The organism is Phaeobacter italicus, from assembly GCF_001258055.1.
Classification (GTDB): Bacteria; Pseudomonadota; Alphaproteobacteria; order Rhodobacterales; family Rhodobacteraceae; genus Phaeobacter; species Phaeobacter italicus.
Genome location: NZ_CVRM01000011.1, coordinates 463050 through 485693 on the forward strand (window position 1 = coordinate 463050; position 22644 = coordinate 485693).

General features: G+C 60.7%; 21 protein-coding genes. 12 read left to right on the forward strand and 9 right to left on the reverse strand.

All coding sequences use genetic code 11. The annotated features are described in order from the left end of the window. Position 1: 1 nt before the first annotated feature. Positions 2-703 (reverse strand): cobalamin B12-binding domain-containing protein, encoded by a 702-nt coding sequence (locus NIT7645_RS05480; protein WP_008560558.1) that lies wholly within the window; start codon positions 701-703, stop codon positions 2-4. 205 nt (positions 704-908) lie between these two features. Here NIT7645_RS05480 and NIT7645_RS05485 point away from each other — a divergent pair, with 205 nt between their 5' ends. Further along, positions 909-2021: a PA0069 family radical SAM protein gene (locus tag NIT7645_RS05485; protein WP_370728116.1), complete on the forward strand. Its 1113-nt coding sequence runs from the start codon at positions 909-911 to the stop codon at positions 2019-2021. Positions 2022-2160: 139 nt separating this feature from the next. Here the strand turns inward: NIT7645_RS05485 and bmt are convergent, their stop codons facing one another. From bmt to NIT7645_RS05500, 3 genes are all read right to left on the reverse strand, one after another. Then, positions 2161-3183, reverse strand: a complete 1023-nt coding sequence (gene bmt / locus NIT7645_RS05490; RefSeq protein WP_008561333.1) for a betaine--homocysteine S-methyltransferase — start codon at positions 3181-3183, stop codon at positions 2161-2163. Between the two features lie 63 nt (positions 3184-3246). Then, positions 3247-5247 carry a phosphatidylglycerol lysyltransferase domain-containing protein gene (locus NIT7645_RS05495; RefSeq protein ID WP_050686318.1) on the reverse strand — a complete coding sequence of 667 codons (2001 nt, stop codon included), beginning with the start codon at positions 5245-5247 and terminating at the stop codon, positions 3247-3249. Between the two features lie 144 nt (positions 5248-5391). After that, entirely contained in the window at positions 5392-5709 is a 318-nt protein-coding gene (locus NIT7645_RS05500; protein WP_008562506.1) for a DUF1476 domain-containing protein, read from the reverse strand. Between the two features lie 238 nt (positions 5710-5947). Here NIT7645_RS05500 and purC point away from each other — a divergent pair, with 238 nt between their 5' ends. From purC to NIT7645_RS05535, 7 genes are all read left to right on the forward strand, one after another. Beyond that, positions 5948-6709 carry a phosphoribosylaminoimidazolesuccinocarboxamide synthase gene (gene purC, locus NIT7645_RS05505; protein WP_008561816.1) on the forward strand — a complete coding sequence of 254 codons (762 nt, stop codon included), beginning with the start codon at positions 5948-5950 and terminating at the stop codon, positions 6707-6709. 108 nt (positions 6710-6817) lie between these two features. Next, the gene (purS, locus tag NIT7645_RS05510) at positions 6818-7048 is read left to right on the forward strand and encodes a phosphoribosylformylglycinamidine synthase subunit PurS (protein ID WP_008560144.1); all 231 of its coding nucleotides are present in this window, start codon (positions 6818-6820) and stop codon (positions 7046-7048) included. Next, on the forward strand, positions 7048-7716 hold the full coding sequence (gene purQ / locus NIT7645_RS05515) for a phosphoribosylformylglycinamidine synthase subunit PurQ (protein ID WP_008560842.1): 669 nt from the start codon (positions 7048-7050) through the stop codon (positions 7714-7716). The genes purS and purQ overlap by 1 nt, the downstream gene beginning before the upstream one ends. Before the next feature lie 37 nt (positions 7717-7753). Beyond that, a complete protein-coding gene (locus NIT7645_RS05520) occupies positions 7754-9523 on the forward strand; it encodes a sensor histidine kinase (RefSeq protein ID WP_008563116.1) in 1770 nt (589 codons plus the stop codon). Between the two features lie 29 nt (positions 9524-9552). After that, positions 9553-10890, forward strand: coding sequence for a sigma-54-dependent transcriptional regulator (locus NIT7645_RS05525; RefSeq protein WP_008562880.1), 1338 nt, complete (start codon positions 9553-9555; stop codon positions 10888-10890). Positions 10891-11496: 606 nt separating this feature from the next. After that, positions 11497-14511 (forward strand): Rne/Rng family ribonuclease, encoded by a 3015-nt coding sequence (locus NIT7645_RS05530; RefSeq protein WP_008562534.1) that lies wholly within the window; start codon positions 11497-11499, stop codon positions 14509-14511. Between the two features lie 67 nt (positions 14512-14578). Beyond that, positions 14579-14989, forward strand: a complete 411-nt coding sequence (locus tag NIT7645_RS05535) for a nuclear transport factor 2 family protein (RefSeq protein WP_008562404.1) — start codon at positions 14579-14581, stop codon at positions 14987-14989. 74 nt (positions 14990-15063) lie between these two features. Here NIT7645_RS05535 and NIT7645_RS19150 read toward each other — a convergent pair whose 3' ends face one another. Continuing rightward, the gene (locus NIT7645_RS19150; protein WP_074964229.1) at positions 15064-15297 is read right to left on the reverse strand and encodes a sulfurtransferase TusA family protein; all 234 of its coding nucleotides are present in this window, start codon (positions 15295-15297) and stop codon (positions 15064-15066) included. A 93-nt stretch (positions 15298-15390) separates the two neighbouring features. Between NIT7645_RS19150 and NIT7645_RS05545 the strand changes: the two genes are divergently transcribed. From NIT7645_RS05545 to NIT7645_RS05555, 3 genes are all read left to right on the forward strand, one after another. Further along, positions 15391-16143, forward strand: coding sequence for a cytochrome c biogenesis CcdA family protein (locus tag NIT7645_RS05545; RefSeq protein WP_008559388.1), 753 nt, complete (start codon positions 15391-15393; stop codon positions 16141-16143). Positions 16144-16351: 208 nt separating this feature from the next. Further along, positions 16352-17584 carry a hypothetical protein gene (locus NIT7645_RS05550; RefSeq protein ID WP_050686321.1) on the forward strand — a complete coding sequence of 411 codons (1233 nt, stop codon included), beginning with the start codon at positions 16352-16354 and terminating at the stop codon, positions 17582-17584. Then, positions 17581-19044: a cytochrome P450 gene (locus NIT7645_RS05555; protein WP_008562621.1), complete on the forward strand. Its 1464-nt coding sequence runs from the start codon at positions 17581-17583 to the stop codon at positions 19042-19044. The genes NIT7645_RS05550 and NIT7645_RS05555 overlap by 4 nt, the downstream gene beginning before the upstream one ends. Positions 19045-19246: 202 nt before the next feature. Here the strand turns inward: NIT7645_RS05555 and NIT7645_RS19155 are convergent, their stop codons facing one another. From NIT7645_RS19155 to fumC, 3 genes are read right to left on the reverse strand one after another with little or no spacing between them, the layout of a single operon-like run. Further along, on the reverse strand, positions 19247-19465 hold the full coding sequence (locus NIT7645_RS19155; protein WP_008561834.1) for a ribbon-helix-helix domain-containing protein: 219 nt from the start codon (positions 19463-19465) through the stop codon (positions 19247-19249). A gap of 5 nt (positions 19466-19470) precedes the next feature. Continuing rightward, positions 19471-19728 carry a DUF4169 family protein gene (locus NIT7645_RS05560; RefSeq protein WP_008560690.1) on the reverse strand — a complete coding sequence of 86 codons (258 nt, stop codon included), beginning with the start codon at positions 19726-19728 and terminating at the stop codon, positions 19471-19473. A 21-nt stretch (positions 19729-19749) separates the two neighbouring features. Then, positions 19750-21144 carry a class II fumarate hydratase gene (fumC, locus tag NIT7645_RS05565; RefSeq protein ID WP_008558880.1) on the reverse strand — a complete coding sequence of 465 codons (1395 nt, stop codon included), beginning with the start codon at positions 21142-21144 and terminating at the stop codon, positions 19750-19752. Between the two features lie 248 nt (positions 21145-21392). On the opposite strand from fumC, the gene NIT7645_RS05570 reads away from it, so the two are divergent. Further along, positions 21393-21962, forward strand: coding sequence for a hypothetical protein (locus tag NIT7645_RS05570; RefSeq protein ID WP_110732311.1), 570 nt, complete (start codon positions 21393-21395; stop codon positions 21960-21962). A 196-nt stretch (positions 21963-22158) separates the two neighbouring features. Here NIT7645_RS05570 and NIT7645_RS05575 read toward each other — a convergent pair whose 3' ends face one another. Next, on the reverse strand, positions 22159-22635 hold the full coding sequence (locus tag NIT7645_RS05575) for an SspB family protein (RefSeq protein ID WP_008563250.1): 477 nt from the start codon (positions 22633-22635) through the stop codon (positions 22159-22161). Positions 22636-22644 lie beyond the last annotated feature (9 nt).

A 22644-nucleotide genomic window follows, 5' to 3' on the forward strand; every position in this document is an offset into this window, starting at 1 on the left:
ATCAGGCGCTCATCTGGTTGTGCTTGCGCGAAACAAAGTCCTTGGCCATTTCAACTGCAACGGCGGCATCACGGCAGTAGCCGTCAGCACCGATTGCCTTGCCAAACTCTTCGTTGAGCGGCGCGCCGCCAACCAGAACGATGTAGTCATCGCGCTTGCCTTGCTCGACCATCGTGTCGATCACGACCTTCATGTAGGGCATGGTGGTGGTCAGCAGAGCAGACATGCCGAGGATGTCGGGCTTGTGCTCTTCAAGCGCTTCCAGGTAGTTTTCAACCGGGTTGTTGATGCCGATGTCGACCACCTCAAAGCCTGCGCCTTCCATCATCATGGATACCAGGTTCTTGCCGATGTCGTGGATGTCGCCCTTGACGGTGCCAATGACCATGGAGCCCATGCGCGGCGCACCGGTTTCAGCCAGCAGCGGCTTCAGGATCGCCATGCCGCCCTTCATCGCGTTTGCCGCAAGCAGCACTTCGGGGACGAACAGGATGCCGTCACGGAAGTCGGCGCCAACGATGGTCATACCGCCAACCAGTGCTTCGGTCAGGATCTTGTAGGGGGCCCAGCCGCGCTCCAGAAGGATGTTCACACCTTCTTCGATTTCTTCTTTGAGACCATCGTAGAGGTCATCAAACATCTGCTGAACGAGTTCTTCGTCGTTCAGTTCTGCCAGGATGATGTCATCTGCGTCGTCCGACATGGGCGTATTCCTTACTAGGCGGGGGAGTCTCCCCGGCGTGGCATCTTTTTTCCGTATTGGTCCAGATTGTCGCAAGGTGACTGCATTATTTGCGACATTGCCAAGTTCCGAACCGACCTATAGGCGCAAAACTAGCGGATTAATAATGAAGATTTCGCATGCAGATGTTCGGTTCTGCTTGTTTGTTCTTTATTTGTTCTCCCGCATGTCCCATATAGACACCATGACCGAGTTTTCCGACCAATCCCCCCTGCGTCGCAAAGCGCGCGCCAGTCTCAGCAATGCGGCAGGCCGCTTTGATTTGCAGCGCGCGGCTGTTGATGACGGTTGGTCAAACACGACAGATTCGGACGAGCGGGAGGTCCCGAAGATCGAAACCGACATCCGTTTTGAGCAGGCCCGTAGCCTGATCAACTACAACAAATCCCCGGATCTGCCCTTTGACAGGTCAATTAACACCTACAGGGGGTGTGAACACGGGTGCATCTATTGCTTTGCGAGACCCACACATGCCTACCTCGGCCTTTCGCCGGGACTTGATTTCGAAACCCGGCTGATTGCGCGGCCCAACGCAGCAGAGGTCTTGCGACACGAGCTGTCGTCGCCGCGCTACAAGGTTGCGACGCTGGCGATAGGGACCAATACCGATCCCTATCAGCCCTGCGAACGGGATCTGAAGCTGACGCGGGATTGCCTTCAGGTTCTGTCAGAGTTCGCCCATCCGGTTGCCATCGTAACCAAGGGCGCGCTGGTGGAGCGGGATATCGACATCCTTGCGCCAATGGCCGCGCGGGATTTGGTGCGTGTCGGGATTTCCGTCACCACGCTTGACCCTGACCTGTCGCGACGGATGGAGCCCCGCGCGCCGTCTCCTGCACGGCGTCTGGCTGCCATCCGCAGACTGCGGGACGCCGGTATACCCGTGCGCATCATGTGTTCGCCCTTGGTGCCGGGGCTCACCGATCATGAGCTTGAGGCGATGCTGGCAGCTGGGGCTGAGGTCGGGGCGGATGCCGCAAGTTGGATCATGCTGCGCCTGCCGCGCGAGGTGTCAACGCTCTGGCAGGAATGGCTGGCCGAACATGCCCCTTTGCGCGCGGAAAAGGTCATGAACAGGCTTCGGGAAATGCACGGTGGACGGGACTATGACCCGCGCTGGGGGCAGCGGATGCGGGGCGAGGGGCCCTATGCCGATGTGATCTCCAACCGGTTCAAGGCGGCGTGCAAGCGTCTGGGGCTCAATCAGCGTTCGGAGCCTCTGCGCAGTGATCTGTTTGCCCGCCCGCCGCAGGCTGGCGATCAGTTGGCATTGTTCTGAACGGGAGCGGATTTTCGCGTCCGTCACGCGCCCGCGCAGCAAAAAGGCCCGCAGACACAGCGCGGCATTTGTGCCGACGTGCCTCTGCGGGCCCTTGGGCTTTGGGTGTGGGCCTGTTGGCCCGTCAGTTCAGCGCCGATTATGCGCGGCGGCGTCCGCGTCCGCGACGACGCTCACCACCGGCGCTGGCATCGTCACCGGTGCCATCACTGTCGGACGAAAACGGGCCGAGAACCGAAACGATCTGATCGAGGGTTGGGGCATCTCCCCGCGAGCGGGTATCCAGTGCCTCGCGCATGGCGCGCAGGTGTTCCGGCATGGTGCCACAGCAGCCGCCAATGATCTTGGCGCCACAGTCGCGGGCCATTGCTGCGTATTCGCCCATCAGTTCCGGCGTGCCGTCATAGTGGATGTGGCCGTCGACATACTTGGGGATGCCCGCGTTGCCCTTGGAGATGATTGGCCGGGTTGTGCCCTGTGCGGCAAACCCAAGCACGGTGCGCAGGATATCCGAAGCGCCAGTGCCGCAGTTGGCACCATATGCAAGCGGCGCCGGGTCGAAATCCTCGACCAGCTTGGCCATATCAGCAGAGGTCACGCCCATCATGGTGCGCCCGGCGGTGTCAAAGCTCATGGTGCCGCACCAGGGCATATCCGCCAGCTTGAACGCCTCTGCGGCGGCGCGGAATTCTTCTGGTGCAGAAATCGTTTCGAGCCACAGCACGTCAACACCGCCCTCTTTCAGGGCTTCGGCCTGTTCGTGGAACATTTCAACGGCGAGAGCATGGCTCAGCTCTCCCACCGGTTCCATGATTTCCCCGGTCGGACCGACAGAGCCCGCCACCGCGATCTTGCGCTCTGCGCGATCTGCGACATTGCGGCCAAGCTCGGCCCCCGCCATGTTCAGCTCGCGCACACGGCGCTGTGCGTCGTGCAGCTTCAGGCGGGCAGCGGTGCCACCAAAGGTGTTGGTCAGGAACAGATCGCTGCCTGCATCAACAGAGCCCTGATACAGTGCTTCGATCTTTTTGGGTTCGTCTACGTTCCACAGTTCCGGCGCGTCGCCAGACTGCAGACCCATGTTGAACAGGTTGGTGCCGGTGGCACCATCAGCCAGCAGCGCGTCCTTGCTTTCGAGCAGGGTGATGAAAGTGTTGGTCATGATCTCGTCCTGTCAACGGGGGCGGCGGCGGATCCGCCGGAAAATGGAGAATGGTTCGGTCTTTCATGCCCTGCGGGAGAGGGCAAATGCATTTTCTTCAAGTTCATTATGAGGCGGCTGCGAGATCGTCTGTTCCACGCCGCTGGAGGGCAGGTTTGCGACATATGCGGCTGCGGCCTCCCACGTCATGTCGGCGAGATCCTCTTGGCTGAGGGCCTGCTGCTGCGAAATGCTGGCGGGGGGTGTCCGGATTGGCTCGGGCCAATGCACCAGGCGGATCAGATCGGCCAGCGCCAGTGCCATCTGGGTCCAATTGGGGGCAGCGGCATAGCGCGGCTCCCAGGTGGGGGCAAAGCTCTCTTTGAAGCGGCGCAGGCCCTTGTCGAAATGCCGTGCCAGCAGGTGATCGGGAACCGCAGCAAGCGACAGGCGAGGGATGGCGCGTGCAGCCGCATCGGTCAAGGCAGCCCGGATCAGGGCGTGGCCAGTGCCATCAGGGGCGTCGGGGCGCAGGCGAACAAGATCCAGACACCATTCCTCAGCGGCGGCATGAAAGCTCATGAAGCCGACGATCTCGTCGTCCTGCCAGGCAAGAAACACCTCCTGGCGCTGAAGATAGCCGGGCTCAAACCGGCCCATTGTCGTGCCCCTGGCCCGTCCGTGCCGTGCGCGCCAGGCTGCATCAACGTGGCTCATCTGCTCAAGTGGCAGCGCATCGGAGGCGGGCAGAACAACAACGCCCGCTTTTTCGGCCTGACGCAGCTTGCGACGCAGTTGGCGCAGGCGCGGGCCTTGATCCTGAAAACGGTTCGGGCTCAGCACGGCCTCGCTTGCGATGCGCAGAACACGCCAACCAGCCCTGCGGGTGGCCTGAGCACAGACTGCGTCACATTTATAAAGGCACGCTGCGCTGTTGCGCGATCTGGCGTGGTGACGCAGCCCATCGAGGGTTTCGCTGATCCGGCCAGAGATCGGGCCAAAAAGGGCAATGCTCGCCTGTGTTGTATCCAGAACGGCCAGTTGGTTCAGGCCAAAGGCATGGATCCGGCCACCGTTCTGGGCGATGACCTGGGTTTCCGCGCAGGTTCGGTGATGGGGCAGGTGGGCCGCGTCGCGAATGTCGTGCCCCAGTTCATCAACAGACCCCTCTTTCGAAAAGGCGCGCGGGAACAGGAGTGTGGCCCCTGCAACGCAGGCGGGCAGCGCATAGTAGATGAGGCGAAAGGCCACGATCGCTGCGATGATGTCAGCCCCTGCTGTGGTCGGCAAAAGAGCGCAGAGCGCCAGCTCAAACGCGCCTGCACCGCCCGGCGCTGATGAAAGCAACGCCACGCCAAGCGCAATGAAATAGGCTGGCAGCAGCGCCGTCAGGGCGATCTCGCTTCCAGCTGGAAGAAGAAGCCACAGCGCAGTGCCCGCGGCGGTCACGTCAATCAGCGCCCACCCCGCAAATGCAAGCTGCGCGGTGAGCGAGGGCCAGCGCAAAGCTACCGGCCCCATTCGCATCACCGGAAAAACGGCACTCAGGACCAGACCCGTTGCCAGTGCGGCCAACATCAGTGTGCCAATCAGGCGCATTTGGGAGGTGTCACCAACCATCACGAGCGCCGTCGCGCAAATCGCCGCCAACGCCAGCATGAAACTGACAGATACCATCGCCGTCAGGCGTGTTGCGGTCACGGGGCCAAGCCCCGGCATCAGGCGCCAACGCGCAAAGGCTCCGGTGATCAACCCGAACCCGATGGTCTGGGACAAGGCAATAGCTGCCATTCCCGCCCGTCGCGCCCCGCGTCCATTCAGCCCGGTTTGCAGATGCCTGTGGGCAACGCTGTCATAGCGGCCAAGCGCCCAGAAACTGATTGCCGTGGCGATCAAAGCGCCAAGCCATTGATGCAGGGAAAACGCGCCCAAGGTCGCGCCGAGCTCGGCAAGATCGGGCAGGGCGACGGTGCGCTGCAGGATGTCGAGGCAGGCAATGGTGACTACCAGCGGCAGCAGAATGCGGATAAACTGTGGTACGTGCCAACGCGCATGTCGCGCGCGGCTGAGCCGAGTGAGTGGCATGACTGTCCCTGGGCACAATTGGTTATAGCCAAAAGCTATAGTCCAGGGAGATTGTTACAGTGTTAACTGCGTAAACTGCGCGCAAATCCAGCCGCAAATCCGTCCAGAATGCGCGCAGCCACCCAAGGTGGTCTTGGCTGGTCCTCAGTCGAGGGCGTTCAGGATCTGCGCCTTGGCCTCAAGCAGCAGCTCTGCCCGTTTTGCGCGCACGTCGGCGTCACTGGCCTTGCCCTCCAGATCGCTGTTGACCTTGCGAAGCACATCCTCAAAGCCGGCTTCCTCAAAATCGGCCTTCACAACCTCCTGGGCATAGCTTTCGGCGTCTGCCCCGGATTTGCCCAGCAGATCCGCCGCCCAAAGGCCCAGCAACCTGTTGCATCGGGCCTCGGCCTTGAACTGCATTTCCTCATCATGTGCGAATTTGTTCTCGAACGCCTGTTCGCGATTGTCAAATGTGGTCATAACCCCTCCCACAATACAGATGAAAACACTTACCTTTCAAATATGTGCACGCGCTGGCCCTGCTGCAAGGAAAACCGCCTTCCTTCCTGTCAAAGCGCCAGCAGAAAGGGGGCGGGTGGGGTGAACCACCTGCATTGATGCGAGAATGTGGCAGCAACCTTGCGGCAACGCCTCCCTTGCCTTATGAGGGCGGCAGATCGCGGGATCAGATTCCCGCTCTTTTCCCGAAAGGCTCTGCATGGCACGTCGCAAGAAGATCTACGAAGGCAAGGCAAAGACGCTTTACGAAGGGCCTGAACCAGGCACTATCGTGCAGTATTTCAAAGACGATGCCACAGCATTCAACGCGGAAAAGCACGATGTGATCGAGGGCAAAGGCGTTCTCAACAACATCCTGAGTGAATTCTTCATGCAGGGTCTGGGCCAGATCGGCGTACCGACCCATTTCCTTAAGCGGCTGAACATGCGCGAACAGCTGGTGCGCAGCTGCGAGATCATCCCGCTTGAGGTCATCGTGCGCAACTATGCCGCAGGCTCCATCTGCAAGCGTCTTGGTCTGGAAGAGGGCACCCAGCTGCCGCGCCCGATCGTCGAATATTGCTACAAGGACGATGCGCTTGGCGATCCGCTGGTCACCGAAGAGCATATCGCCGCCTTTGGCTGGGCCAGCCAGCAGGACATGGACGACATCCTGAGCCTCGCGCTGCGCGTCAATGATTTCATGTCCGGCGTGATGCTGGCTGTCGGCATCAAGCTGGTGGACTTCAAGATCGAGATCGGCCGCATCTATGATGGCGATTTCCAGCGACTGGTTGTTGCTGACGAAATCAGCCCCGACAGCTGCCGCCTGTGGGATCTGAAGACCGGCCAGAAGCTCGACAAGGATGTGTTCCGCCGTGATCTTGGCAGCCTGACCGACGCCTATACCGAAGTCGCGCGGCGTCTGGGTGTGATGCCCAACAATCCGCCCGCGCCCGGCAAGCCGACGCTGGTGAACTGATTTAGAACTGCCCAAGATCCCGCCCTGACGAGGGGCGGGATTTTGACTATCTGTCCAACGAAAAGGCCCGATGCCGGGCTTTGTCATCGAAACCTGAGGGAAAACACGATGAAGGCACGTGTGCATGTGATGCTGAAAAACGGAGTTCTGGATCCGCAGGGCGAGGCGGTCCGCCACGCGCTTGGCGCTCTTGGCTTTGACAAGGTGGGCGGCGTGCGCCAGGGCAAGGTGATCGATCTGGATCTGGCCGACGACGCAACCGAGGCGGATGTTGCCGAGATGTGCGAAAAGCTGCTCGCCAACACCGTGATCGAATCCTACAGCATCGAGATGCAGTGATGAAGGCGGCTGTAGTTGTCTTTCCCGGTTCGAACTGTGACCGCGATCTTGCGGTTGCGTTTGAACAGGCGGGCTGTGAGGTGTCGATGGTCTGGCACAAGGACAGTGCCCTTCCCGAAGGTGTCGATATTGTCGGCGTGCCCGGTGGTTTTTCCTACGGTGATTATCTGCGCTGCGGTGCCATCGCGGCCCAGTCGCCGATTTGCAAGGCCGTGGTAGAGCACACCAATCGCGGTGGATATGCCATCGGTGTCTGCAATGGGTTTCAGATCCTGACAGAGACCGGCGTTCTGCCAGGGGCGCTGTTGCGCAATGCGGGTCTGAAGTACATCTGCCGCACGGTTGATCTGCAGGTGGCGACATCGAACAGCGTCTTCACCGAAGGGTACAAGGCCGGTGACGTGATTGGCGTGCCGATTGCCCACCACGACGGCAACTACTTTGCCGACGCGGAAACCGTTGCGATGCTGGAAGATCAGGATCGCGTGGCCTTCCGCTATGTGGACAACCCGAACGGATCCATTGCCGATATCGCAGGCATCCTGTCCGAAAACCGCCGTGTGCTTGGCATGATGCCTCACCCGGAACGCGCCGCTGACGAAGGTCACGGCGGCACCGACGGGGCGGCAGTCTTCCGCGCATTGGCAGGGCTCGTCACTGCTGCGTGACTTGTGGACGCGCAGCGGGTTGCGTTAGGTTTTGACCATGACTGCTGCGCGTGACGCATCTTCCGGACCGGATAAGAACCGCTCCCGCACGACCTCGTGGCGGGTGCGCTTTGCGTTGCTGCTGTTGATGGTGGTGGCTGCGGTGACTGTTTGGGTCACGAACCGCGCGCTGACCCACCGTTTTACCGAAAGCACCCGCAACCGCGCCGAGCTGCGCCTGGCGCTTTATTCCGGCAACCTGGTCAGCGAACTGGGGCGCCATGCGATCGTCCCACAGCTTCTGGCGCGCGATCAGGCGCTGATTGCGGCGCTGCAATCCAACGACTTTTCGCTGTCCACGCAGCGGCTGATCTCCTTTGTAGAGGAAATCGGGGCCGCATCCATCATGCTGATGGCAAGCGACGGGCGCACCGTGGCGGCGACCGATCGCAACCGTCTGGGAGAGACCCACCGCAACGCCGCCTATTTCGTGGATGCGCTTCGGGCCAAATCCACCGTGTTTTCTGTTATAGAACGCGAGGTTGGCGGCTATCGCTTTACCTACTCGCGGCGTATCGTCGACACCTCGGGGGTGTTGGGCGTGATCGTGGTCGAGGTGGACCTGCAAAAGTTCGAACGGGCTTGGGCAGGGATCTCCGACGCAGTCATGGTGACCGACAGCACCGGCACCATCATCTTGTCGACGGAATCCCGTTGGCGGGGGCTGGCAGAGAAGGACGCACTCGAACTGCAGCCGCCGGTTGGGGCCATCCAGCGGGCCATCCGCGCCACAACCGACTGGACCGCGCTGCCCGCGGATGCCTACCTGCAGGGCGAAGCCGTGATGCGGCTGGAGTCACGTATTCCCTTTCAGGGTTGGCGGCTCACGTCGTTTACCACCTACGCCTCGATCAGAGAGCGGGTGAACACTGTTCTGGCGCTCGAAATCATGGGATTCGCCATTCTTCTGGCGCTGGCTTTCTATGCGCTTAGCCGACGCACGGCGTTGCGCATGGCATTGTTTCAGCGCGAGTCGGCAGAGCTTCGCGTATTGAACGCCCGCCTGCAGCGGGAAATCGCCGAGCGTGAGCGCATGCAGGAGACACTTGCGGTGGCCGAACAAAGCCTCGCGCAGAGCTCGAAACTGGCCGCTCTGGGGGAGATGTCCGCCGCCGTCAGCCACGAGCTGAACCAGCCGCTGGCCGCGATGAAAACCTATCTGGCGGGCGCGCGACTTCTGCTCAATCGCAACCGCCCCGAAGAGGCGCTCGCCTCCTTTGGCCGGATTGATGATCTGATCGAACGGATGGGGGCGATTACGCGCCAGCTGAAGTCCTATGCCCGCAAGGGCGGCGATGCGTTCAGCCCGGTAAACATGGGGGATGCGCTGGCTTCGAGCCTGTCGATGATGGAGCCACAGCTTCGGCAGCGCCACGTCAAGATCACCCGAACGCTGCCCGAACAGCCGGTCTATGTGATGGGCGACAGGATGCGGATCGAACAGGTGATGGTGAACCTCTTGCGCAACGCGCTAGATGCTACCAAATCAGTGGATGACCCAGAGGTCGAAGTCCTGCTGGCCGCAGGGGAAACCGCGACCTTGTCCGTGCGCGACAATGGGGTGGGCATCAAGGAATTCGAGAGCCTTTTCGAACCTTTCTACACCACCAAGCAGCCCGGAGACGGTGTCGGTTTGGGGCTTGCCATCTCTTCGGGTATCGTAAACGACCTAGGCGGTCGGCTCACCGCCCGCAACGGGCAGAACGGTGGGGCCGTTTTTGAAATGCAATTGCCGATCCTTGTGGATGGCATCGAGGCCGCAGAATAGCGCGGCGTCACGTGATGGAGGGCACGCGAATGGCACAGGCCATGAAAATCGCGATCGTCGATGATGAACAGGATATGCGCCAGTCGATCAGCCAGTGGCTGGCACTGTCGGGCTATGACACGGAAACCTTTGCCAGCGCCGAGGATGCCCTCAAGGTGCTCGGGCCGGATTATCCGGGTATCGTGATCTCTGATATCAAGATGCCGGGCATGGATGGCATGCAGTTCCTCAAAAAGCTGATGGGCAGCGACAGTGCATTGCCTGTCATCATGATCACCGGCCACGGTGACGTGCCGATGGCGGTTGAGGCGATGCGCGTTGGCGCCTTTGACTTCTTGGAAAAACCCTTCAATCCCGACCGCATGTCTGAACTGGCCAAGCGCGCAACCGGCGCACGCCGTCTGACGCTCGACAACCGGGTGTTGCGTCGCGAATTGTCGGATGGCAGCACCATCATGAAAAAGCTCATCGGGTCCAGCCCGGTGATGGAGCGGCTGCGCGAGGATATTCTTGATCTGGGTCAGGCCGACGGCCATGTGCTGATCGACGGCGAGACCGGCACCGGCAAGACGCTGGTTGCCCATGCGCTGCACGCGGTCGGCAGCCGGGCGGGCAAGAAATTCGTCCTGGTTTCCTGTGCTGCGCTGGAAGAGGATGCGCTCTCCAAACGGCTCTTTGGGCCGATGCTGCCGGAAGACAGCATGCTGCCTGCGATCGAAGAGGCCCGTGGTGGTACCCTTGTGCTGGAAGACGTCGAGGCATTGAGCGAGCCACTGCAGGCAAAGCTTTTGAGCGTCATCAACGAGCAGGGCATCCCCGGCGAGACCCGCATCATCGCCATCTCGAACCTTCAGGAGGCAGGCAAGACCTGCGAGGATGTTCTGCGGCCGGATCTGTTTTACCGGCTTGCGGCCCTGCGGATCACCGTGCCGCCGCTGCGCCAGCGTGGCGAGGATATTCTGACGCTGTTCACCCGGCTGTCCGAGCAGTTCTCTGAAGAATACGGCTGTGATGCACCCCAGGTCAGCGCCCAGGAAGCGGCCCAGCTGTTGCAGGCGCCCTGGCCGGGCAATGTCCGCCAGCTGATCAACATTGCAGAACGCGCTGTCCTGCAGTCGCGTCGCGGCTCTGGCACGATCGCGTCCCTTCTGATGTCCGATCATGAAGAAATGCAGCCCGTGATGACAACCGAGGGCAAGCCGCTCAAGGAATATGTCGAAGCCTTCGAGCGGATGCTGATCGACAACACCATGCGCCGTCACAAGGGCTCTATCGCCAGTGTGATGGAAGAGCTGTGCCTGCCGCGGCGGACGTTGAACGAAAAAATGGCCAAATATGGCCTGCAGCGCTCTGATTACTTGTCTTGATCGAACATTTTCGGGCCACACAGTTGTCTGTTGTGGCCCGAAAATGGCGCTTAGGCTGTTCCAAAAGCTGCGCGGCAAGGGAGCCAGAGAGCGCAGCCTGTCGAATTTTAACGAAAAATTACCCAGTTCACGGCAAAACCGTTCGGAATACACTTTCGCAACGGCCCTGTGACGAATGACCATTGTCATTACCTATCCACAGGTCTTATGCTGCAGAAATGGGGACAAGTCCGTCGTGACCGGGCCCCACATCATGAGATTCGCTGCTTTTGCTTTTGTCCGGCCAGATCCGAGAAAGCAAAGACAGACCGATTGGCCCCGCAATTTCCGGGGCAGCTTACCTCCTGCTGGGCACGTCCCCGCAGGCATATAATCAGGGCAGGGCGCGGATATTCCCACCTGTCGGAGAAGAAACGCGATGACGCGCGCGAGCGAGAACAGCAGACAGGCAGGAGGGCCGGAGCACAGTTCCGGGGCTAACCGCTGTACTGACATGTCCCTTCGTGCGCCAGTTCACATCGCCCAGACAAGTCACCACCCCAATCGTTCACGTCCGCCCGGTAACGGGCCAGATGCGCGCGTGCGCGGTAGGTGCACCAAGGAAACATGGCAAAGAAGATGCTTATTGATGCCACCCACGCGGAGGAAACCCGCGTCGTGGTGGTCGATGGAAACAAGGTCGAGGAATTTGACTTTGAGTCCGAAAACAAGCGCCAGCTCGCTGGCAACATTTATCTCGCAAAAGTAACCCGCGTCGAACCCTCGCTGCAGGCGGCTTTTGTGGACTATGGCGGTAACCGCCATGGCTTCCTCGCGTTTTCCGAGATCCATCCGGATTACTACCAGATCCCCGTCGCGGACCGTGAGGCCCTGATGGAGGAAGAGCGCGCCTATGCCGAAGCGATGCGCGCACGTGACGAGGAAGAGGAAACCAAACCCAAGCGCTCCTCGCGGTCCCGTCGCAGCCGCACCAAGGCCGCAGAGGTCAAATCTGCAGATGTGGTGGAAACCAAGGACGTCACGCCCGAAGGCGACGATCCGACCACCGCAGAGCCCGCCGCAGCAATCGCTGGGATGGAGACCATCGATCTGACCTCTGATGGGACGGACGAGGTTGAAAAACTGGCAGCTGAGGCTGAAGCGCCAGTTCAGGCACAAGAGTCCGATGCAGCCGCAGAGGATGCAACCGTTGCGGCCGATCCAGAGACCGCAGCAGAGGCCCCCGTGGTCGAGGAAGCCGTCAAAGATGCCTCCGACGCGCCTGAGGTCCAGGACGCAGAGACAGCTGTCGAAGCGGCGGCAGATGACGCGGCAGAAGATGGCGCTGCAGATGACATCACCGCAGCGGACGGCTCTGACGACGACGTAAAGGCCGACGACGAAGAGGCCGCTGATGGCGACGTGTCCCGCGCCGCAGATGCGACCTCCAAGGACGAGAACATCGAATCCGTCGCGGATGAAGATGACAGCGAAGACATTCGTCCGCCGCGCAAACCACGTCCGCGCCGCTACAAGATCCAGGAAGTGATCAAGGTCCGCCAGGTTCTGCTGGTTCAGGTCGTCAAGGAAGAGCGCGGCAACAAAGGCGCCGCTCTCACCACATATCTGTCGCTGGCTGGTCGTTACTGCGTCCTGATGCCGAACACCGCACGCGGTGGCGGTATCTCTCGCAAGATCACCAATGCTGCAGACCGCAAGAAGCTGAAGGAAATCGCCACTGAGTTGGACGTGCCGACAGGTGCGGGCCTGATCGTGCGCACCGCCGGTGCCAAGCGCACCAAGTCCGAGATCAAGCGTGATTACGAATACCTCCAGCGCCTGTGGGAACAGATCCGCGAGCTGACGCTGAAGTCCATCGCGCCTGCCAAGATCTACGAAGAGGGCGACCTGATCAAACGCTCCATCCGCGATCTCTATAGTCGCGAGATTGACGAGGTTCTGGTTGAGGGCGAGCGCGGTTACCGCATCGCCAAGGACTTCATGAAAATGATCATGCCGTCCCACGCAAAGAACGTGAAAAACTACCAGGACCAGCTGCCGCTGTTTGCCCGCTATCAGGTGGAAACCTATCTCGGTGGCATGTTCAACCCGACCGTGCAGCTGAAATCCGGTGGCTACATCGTGATCGGTGTGACCGAGGCGCTGGTGGCAATCGACGTGAACTCCGGTCGTGCCACCAAGGAAGGCTCGATCGAAGAAACCGCGCTCAAGACCAACCTTGAGGCCGCCGAAGAGGTGGCGCGCCAGCTGCGTTTGCGTGACCTTGCAGGTCTGATCGTCATCGATTTCATCGACATGGACGAGCGCAAGAACAACGCTGCCGTCGAAAAGCGGATGAAAGACAAGCTGAAGACCGACCGCGCCCGCATTCAGGTGGGCCGCATCTCGGGCTTTGGTCTGATGGAAATGTCCCGTCAGCGTCTGCGCCCCGGCATGATCGAGGCCACCACCGCACCATGCCCGCATTGCCACGGCACCGGTCTGATCCGCTCGGATGACTCGCTTGCGCTGTCGATCCTGCGCCAGATCGAAGAGGAAGGCACACGCCGCCGCTCGCGCGAGGTGCTGGTCCGCTGCCCGGTTTCTATCGCGAACTACCTGATGAACCAGAAACGCGAGCATATCGCCCAGATTGAAGCCCGTTACGGCCTGTCCGTGCGGATCGAAGGCGACGCGCATCTGGTGAGCCCGGACTTCACCCTTGAGAAGTTCAAAACCGCGTCCCGCGTGGTGCCGGTTGCCACGGCGCCCGTCGTTTCTGTCGATACATCCATCATGGATCAGGTTGACGCTGACGAGGCGGAAGAGGCGGAAGCCGCAGAGGCAAGTGAGGCAGAGGCTGCAGAGGTCGCAGTCGAGGCCGAGGGCGAAGGGGAGACCAAACCCAAACGCAAGCGCCGTCGTCGTCGTCGTCGGAAATCTTCTTCCGGTGAAGGGGATGAAAACGCAGCGCAGTCTGCAGAGGGCGACGCAGAGGCGCAAGCTGACGCAGAGGCCGCAGACGGCAAAGATGCCGATGCCGCTCAGGATGATGCCGCAGAGGCAGACGCAGCCGAGGCAAAGACCGCTGACGCGGAAGACGGTGAAGGTGAAAAGAAGAAACGCACCCGAACCCGCACCCGCTCGCGCAGCCGCAAGAAGAAATCGGATGAGGTCGCCGCAGACGCATCCGAGGACACTGCTGCAGCTGACGCGCCGAAGACGGACGATGAGCCGAAGGAAGCTGAGACTGCTGAGGTTGCGGCCGCGGCGGAGGTCAAGGACGACGCTGCCGATGCACCTGCAGAAGCCGTAGCTGAGCCCACGCCAGAGGCAGATGCACCGGCAGAGGACGCCGCTGCACCGGAGGCGGCACCGCTGAATGGCGCGGCTGCTCCAGCTGAGGTCGCAGAAGTTGCAGAGGCGCCCGAAGCTGCCGCCCCCGAGGCCGCAGAAGCCCCCGAGGCAGAGAGCGCCAGCCCCGAGGTTGCGGACATCAAGGCCGAGGAAACCCTCGCCGAAGAGGTCAGCCCGGTCGAGGTTGCGGTCGAAACATCAGAGCCAGCATTGGCCGAGGCAGAGCCGGAACCGGCCTCTCCGCCCAAGCCGAAAAAACGCGGCTGGTGGTCAATCGGTAGCTGATATCAATTCGAAGAAGGCGGGCTCAGGGCTCGCCTTTTTCTTTTTCACCCCCTCAACTGGAGAACACATGACGCAACAGCCTGCTGTCGACACCCTGCTTCTGAACGAACTCATCGCCTGCGAAACCTCCGTCTGGGAGGCGTTGGTCAAAGGTGACGCTGCTGCGGACCTGGCCGCATTGCATCCGGATTTCCTTGGTGTTTACCCATCGGGTTTTGCTGGTCGGGCCGACCACGCCGCGCAATTGGCTGGCGGGCCATCGGTATCGACGTATCGGATCGAACAGCCCCGCATTTTGCGGATTGCTCCGGACTGTGTGCTGCTTGCCTACAAGGCGCAGTATACCCGTGTCGGGACCGATGAGCCCGCAGCGATGTATGTCAGTTCGATCTGGCAGCGCGGCACGTCAGGCTGGCTCAATATCTTCAGCCAGGACTGCGAGGCATTGCCGGACGGGGCGGAAAATCCACTTCCCTGAATGCGGGTCACAGTGCCGGTTTCGTGATCATCCGTGTGACCGGCGCGGTGTTGCAGGTGCGGGGGAAAGCCTGCTCAGCCGCCTTTGCGGATCAGATAGACTTGATGAGCGGAATTGTCGCGGATCTCGACCAGCTCGTGACCGGCTTCCTGACAGAAGTGCGGGATATCCACGACCGCCGCCGGATCATCGGCGTGGACCTCAAGAATGCTGCCAGTTGTCAATGGTTTCAGCCGCTTGCGCGCCTTGAGGACGGGCAGGGGGCACAGCAGGCCAATGGCGTCTAGGGTCTCAGTCGTATCAGTCATACCTTGCAGATAAGGCGGTTGTTTCATCCTGTCCACAAGGATGTGACCTGCGCCCCCCGTGACCTTTGCCTAGGCGTGGTCTAAGTAGTCTGCATGTTTGGTATTGAAATCATCGACGCAGGTTTGATCCCTGCCATGCTCGTGGCGCTGACCGCTGGATTGATCAGCTTTCTGTCGCCCTGTGTGCTGCCAATTGTGCCGCCGTATCTCGCCTATATGAGCGGGGTGTCTCTGGGTGAAATCCAAGGCACAGCCGCCGCCCGGCGCAAGGCAATCGTGGCAGCGTTGTTCTTTGTCATGGGGCTTTCGACCGTGTTCCTGCTGTTGGGGTTCACGGCGTCGGCCTTTGGGGCGTTTGTCCTGCAAAATCAGGAGTTGTTTGCACAAATCGCCGGCGTGGTCGTGATTGTCTTCGGCCTGCATTTCCTGTCGGTGTTCCGTATTCCCATCCTCGACCGCGAGGCCCGAATGGATGCCGGCCAATCCGGTGGCTCGGCGGTCGGGGCCTATATTCTTGGTCTGGCCTTTGCCTTTGGCTGGACGCCGTGCATCGGCCCGCAGCTGGGGGCGATCTTGTCAATCGCGGCGACAGAGGCCTCTGTGACGCGCGGTACGGTCCTGCTTGGTGTCTATGCGCTTGGTCTTGGCGTGCCATTTCTTTTGGCCGCGATGTTCCTCAACCGCTCTATGGTGGTGATGAACCGGATCAAGCCCTACATGGGCATCATCGAGAAGGCGATGGGTGCGCTGTTGATCTTTGTGGGTCTGATGCTGGTGACAGGGTTGTTCTCGACCTTCTCGTTCTGGCTGCTGGAGACATTCCCGGCGTTGGCTGCCCTCGGCTGATTTGGCGTGACATCCGAAAGATGAAAGCCCCGCCCGGCAAATGCCCGGCGGGGCTTACTCTTTGTGGGTGCCTTGGCTAAGCTGCGAAGGACAGCATCATCAAGAACAGGTCGGGCAGGCCGTGACCCAGAACAGCGATCGTGATCCAGCGACAGGCACAGCACAACAAGGGCAAATTGAACCCGCAAGACCCGTGCGGCGGCGCAAGATGTTCTATATCCCCGGCTATGATCCCATCCATCCGCGTCGCTACCGCGAGCTGTACCGAAGCGAAGGGGCTGCCCAGGCTGCAATCAGCGGCTATGAAATCGCGCTGAACGCCAAATCCGCAGATGGCGTGGCCACGGACGACGGTCCCCGATACGGCTGGAAGGTGGAGGCCACCATCGATGATCTGCACACCACCACCGATGTTGAGGTTCTGGTTTGGTCCGACATCGTGCGTGGCTCTATGGCGCCGTCGATTGCGCAGACCTACTGGCAGCTGATCCGAACCGCTTGGATCTACATCTCAACCGGAACGCTGAGACGTTTGATGTGGCTGCGCAAGGGGCCCGTGATTGCGGCGCTTTACCCCGTTGGGGTCTTGATCCTGCAGGCGGTTCTGGCGTTTCTTGTCGCGCTGCTTATTGCGCGCAGCGGGCAGGCAGCGGTGGCGCGCATCAGCGACACCAGCTGGGTCGCTGCGGCGGCACAGCTGGTGTTCTGGGGGATTGGCCTTGGGCTGGGCGTTGCGCTGCTGCGGTGGTTTCGACGGATGGATGGCAAGATCTATGCCTATTATCTCATGCATGACTACGCCCATTCCGCGGCCCTGTCGGGGGCCTATGCACCCGAACTGGAAGAGAGGATTGCCCGTTTCGCAGGGGACATCGCGGTTGCGCTCAATGATCCGCAATATGACGAGGTGCTGGTGGTAGGTCATTCCTCTGGTGCGCACGTCGGAGTGAGTGTGCTGGCGGATGTTCTGCGCATTGGCACCCGCAGCGGTCATGCCGCGCTTGGGTTCCTCAGCCTTGGGCAGGTGGTGCCGATGGTGTCCTTTCTGCCGCACGCCACGCGTCTGCGCCGGGATCTGCGCGATCTGTCGCGGCGCAGGGATCTGACCTGGGTTGATGTGTCTGCGCCCGGTGACGGCTGTTCCTTTGCCCTTTGTGATCCGGTTGCAGTCAGCGGGGTGGCAGACGGGGCCACCCAGGGGCCATTGGTCATCTCTGCGGCCTTTAGCCAGACGCTGAGCCCAGAGCGGTGGGCCGAGCTGCGCTGGCGGTTTTTCCGCCTGCATTTCCAGTATCTCTGCGCCTTTGATGCCCCAGGAGATTACGATTATTTTCAGATCACCGCAGGTCCGCGCAGCTTGCAGGATCGGTATGAGGGGCGGGCGCCATCGCGCTCCCGTATTGATGTGACGGCGTCGAAATACACCTCGGTCGAGCCATGACAGCGCCCGCGCCCCAACGACACCCACTGCCGCCCTGTGATGCTCCGGCGCCAGACCCGGCGGTTGGTGTCGCCTGTCCGCACCTGTCCAAGGCAACCAACACCGCCCCGCCCAAGCCGGAGCCACGACCCGACCGCGTGTCGCTTTGGCGCTACCTCCGCCTGTTTCGCGCCGATCTTTTGTCGGCGCAGCCCGCTCGGCTCTACCGGGCCTGGATGGCAGAGTTTCGCACGCCCTTCTTCAGGTCCTTTTTGGTCAATCAGCCCGATCTCATTGATCGGGTGTTGAAGACTGAAGCCGAGACATTTCCGAAATCCGACAGGGTGAGCGAGGGTCTGCGGCCGCTGTTGGGGAACTCTGTATTCCTGACCAATGGCGCGCAGTGGAAGCGTCAGCGCCGCATCATCGATCCCGCGTTTGAAGGCGGACGGCTGCGCGACAGTTATCCGTCGATCCATGCGGCCGCCGAAGCCACCGTTGCGCGTCTGGCGTCCCTGGATCCAAGGCAACCGGTCGAGATCGAGGCAGAGGCCTCCCATGCTGCCGCCGATGTGATCTTTCGCACGCTGTTTTCCATCCCGATCGAGGACCAACTGGCGCAAGAGGTTTTTCACAGCTTCCGCGCCTATCAGCAGGACCAACCGATCCTCAATCTTGCGGCCTTCCTGCGACTGCCGCGTTGGTTCCCCCGATTTCACCGGCGCAGAAGCCGCGAACATGCGCGCCATATCCGTGGCTTGATCACAGCCCTCACCGAAGAAAGGCAACGGCAAATCGCAGAAGGTTGCGCGCCCCGGGATCTGGCGACCAAGATCATGACCACGCCCGACCCCCAAACCGGGCAGTGCTTTTCAGCTGACGAAATGGTGGATCAGGTCGCGATCTTTTTCCTCGCAGGCCACGAAACCAGCGCCTCTGCCCTGGCCTGGGCGCTTTTCCTTCTGGCCTGCGCGCCTGACTGGCAGGAGGCCGTGGCAGAAGAGGCCCGGGGCGCCGATCTGAGCGAGTTTGCAGCGATGTCCTCGCTAAGGATCAGCCGGGATGTGTTCCGCGAGGCGCTGCGGCTGTATCCGCCGGTGCCGATGATGGTGCGCGAGGCGGCAGAGCCCCGGACATTCCGCAACAGAAAGGTCCCCAAAGGCGCGCAGATTGTTCTCAGCCCGTGGCACCTGCACCGTCACGAACGCCTGTGGAGCGATCCAGATGGCTTTGATCCCGGTCGCTGGCAGACAGAAAATGGCAAAAGCTGTCAGCGCAGCGCCTACATGCCTTTTTCTGCGGGTCCCAGGGTTTGCACCGGTGCCGGGTTTGCCATGGTTGAAGGGGTGCTGATGCTGTCGATGATCCTGCGGCAGTTTCGGATCTCACCGGTTCCGGGCAAAACACCTGTCCCAGCGGCGCATCTGACAGTGCGGTCGAAAAACGGGATCTGGCTGCAGCTGACGCGGCGCGAGCCGTGAACATTCGGAAACGTCATCCAAGACATTCGCAGCACTGGATGATGGGCGCAGCCTCCCGATTGCAGCCATGATGATTTGGCCCGCGTATGGACTGAATGAAACCCCCGGTGTTTCAACTCGCGCCGAAAACAGCCGCACCAATACGCCATCGGGGATAACGGGGGGCGGGGTTTCGGCATGGCAATGCGACGCCGAAGTCCGATCAACGTGACCTTAAGCGCCGCAGCACATGCAGCCGTATGGCAGAGGCCAGCCCGCAATCAACCCCGCGTGTTTCATCGATCTCCGCCGCAAGGTCGTTTATGGCGCGCCCGTCGGCTGCCGCAATCTCGCGAAACGCGTCCCAGAACTCGTCCTCCAGCGAAACAGAGGTCCGATGCCCCCGCAAGGTGAGCGAATGTTTGCGTGGCCTTTGGCTCATCCTGATCAGTCGTCGCGCTTGTGGCTGTCGAGGCGCCGACTGTCCTGGTCCTGCACCGCCTTGTCGCGCTGTTTCTCTGCCTTGGTGCGACCGAATTTTACCGCATTGCGATCGGCCTGAACCTTCTTGTCGGTCCGGGCCTTGGATTTGCGAAATTGGTTGAGGTTCACGATGTCTGCCATTGTGCCAGAATACTCTGCTCGCAGCGGATTACCAGTGACCAAAGAAAACGCGCCCGGACGAGGGCCGGGCGCGTTTGTCATGTCTGTCTGCTTGGCGCAGGATCAGTCCTTGGGGCCGATCATCTGTTCCGGGCGAACCACGGCGTCAAACGTCGCCTCGTCCACAAAACCCAGTGCAATCGCTTCTTCTTTCAGCGTGGTGCCGTTCTTGTGGGCGGTCTTGGCGACCTTGGTGGCGTTGTCATAACCGATGGTGGGCGCCAGCGCGGTGACCAGCATCAGGCTTTCCTTCATCAGCTTGTCGATGCGCGGCTCGTTGGCTTGGATGCCGTTCAGCATCCGCTCGGTAAAGCTGTCCGCCGCATCACCCAACAGCTGGATCGACTGCAGCAGGTTGTAGGACATCATCGGGTTGTAGACGTTCAGCTCAAAATGACCCTGCGAGCCTGCGAACTTGATCGCCGCGTCGTTGCCCATGACGTGGGCGGCTACCTGGGTCAGCGCCTCTGCCTGGGTCGGGTTCACCTTGCCCGGCATGATCGAAGAGCCCGGTTCGTTTTCCGGCAGGATCAGCTCACCCAGACCAGAGCGGGGGCCAGAGCCGAGGAAACGGATGTCGTTGGCGATCTTGTAGCAACTGCCCGCAATGGTCGCGAGCGCGCCGGACAGGAACACCATTGCGTCATGCGCGGCCAGTGCTTCGAACTTATTGGGTGCGGTGACAAAGGGCAGGCCGGTGATCTCGGCCATGTTGGCGGCCACGGTCTCTCCCCAGCCTTTCTGGGTATTCAGGCCAGTGCCGACAGCGGTGCCGCCCTGTGCCAGCTCATAGATGCCGGGCATCGCCGCCTCGACCCGCGCCAGACCCTGACGGATCTGATGGGCGTAGCCGCCGAATTCCTGGCCGAGCGTCAGCGGGGTCGCGTCCTGCGTGTGGGTGCGGCCGATCTTGATGATGTCCTTGAACTCTTCCGCCTTGGCTTCCAGCCCTTCGGCCAGCTTGGTCAGTCCGGGCACCAGCACGTCGCGCACGGACATCGCGGTGGCGATATGCATGGCGGTCGGGAAGGTGTCGTTGGACGACTGGCCCATGTTGCAGTGATCGTTCGGGTGCACCGGATCCTTGGAGCCAATGACACCTCCGAGGATCTCGATGGCGCGGTTGGCGATCACCTCGTTGGAGTTCATGTTGGACTGGGTGCCAGAACCCGTCTGCCACACCACCAGCGGGAAGTTGTCGTCAAACTTGCCTGCAACCACCTCGCTTGCTGCCTGAATGACCGCATCCGCGATCTTGGCGTCCAGCTTGCCCGACGCCTTGTTGGCCATGGCGCAGGCCTGCTTGATCACGCCAAGCGCGCGCACGATGGCCACCGGCTGCTTTTCCCAGCCGATCGGGAAATTCATGATCGAGCGTTGGGTCTGGGCACCCCAGTATTTGTCTGCGGGAACTTCAAGCGGGCCGAAGCTGTCGGTTTCGGTGCGGGTTGCGGACATGTCTGTCTCTCCGTCTGATACTATAACCAGTGACTGAATGTATGCGTCGGTATGCCGTCTAACCGTTGCGGGCTGCGGTGGCAATTGCGCAGTTGCGCGCAGCATAGTCATTCCGGCTGGCGGGTACAGGCCCAATAGGCCATGACCCATTGCACAGCGCCAAAAGAAGCTTAGATTACCCAACATCGAGCCACTTAAATCCGGACCGTCACGAGGACATGCCCTTGAGCCTATTGCGATCTCTGAAAATGCCGCAGATTTCTGCACCGCTGCGCCGCAGTCTTGGTGGCTTTGCTGCGGTGCTGGCGCTGGTTGCAGTGCAGGCCGGCTCGCTTTGTGCCGCAGAGGTGGAGCCTTTCTTTGGCCAATACCGTGGCTCGCTTGTGGTGCCAAAGGCGGACGGCACCCGCGAGCGGCGCGATGCGGCTGTGAAGATCGGCCCGGTCGAGGATAATGAGGATGGGTTCTACGTGCAGTGGACCACCACCTCGATCAAACCTGACGGGCGTCGCAAAGCCAAATCCTATGCCATCGAGTTCACGCCAACAGGGCGCGATGACATTTTCGCCGCAGCGATGAAGCGCAACGTGTTTGGCCATACCGTGCAGCTCGACCCGATGAAGGGGGAACCCTATGTCTGGGGACGGATCGTGGGCGATACTTTGACGGTGTTTTCGATGTTTGTCGGCCCGAATGGCGACTATGAAATCCAGCAGTATGACCGGACGCTGGCGGATGGCGGCTTGGAGCTGGTTTATTCGTCCCACCGCAACGGCTTCCCGTTGAAGCGTTTGAAAACCTTCCTGGAGCGGCAGTAAATCAGCAGATAAACCATTTTTTTGCAAATGGTTGGGGTCTGATTTTCATGTTGTTCTTCTTGGATGAAAACGGTGTGCCAATGCGCCGTTCCCGCCCGTTTTTGGCCAGCCACTCTCGCTCTTGATCGCGCATGGTCCGCAAAAAAAACGCCCCACCTATCTGGCAGGGCGTTTGATGGAATTGCAGCTGATCGGCTTACTTGCGGAAGCTGTCGAGAGAGACAACATCTGCCTCTTTCTTTTCTGCAGTATCTTCCTGCACCTCGATCTCGATGTCATCATCCAGCCCGTCTTCGGCAACATCGTCCATGTCGTCATCATCGGGCGATTCAAAGCGCAGGCCAAATTCGACCGATGGATCAACAAAGGTCTTGATCGCGTCGTAAGGGATATAAAGAGGCTCGGGCGCGTCGCCAAAGTTCAGCGTGATGGCAAACCCGTCTTCGCCCACATTCAGGTTGTCGAACCAATGCTGCATCACAACAGTCATTTCGCCGGGATAGCGATCAGACAGCCAATCCGCCAATTCGGCGTCCGGGTGGGATGTGTCAAAGGTGATGAAGAAATGGTGGTTGCCGGGCAGACCATCCTTGGCCACGCCCTCCAGAACCGAGCGGATCAGCCCACGCATGGCTGAATGCATCAGATTTCCATAGTCAATTTCGCGGGACATTCCGATACC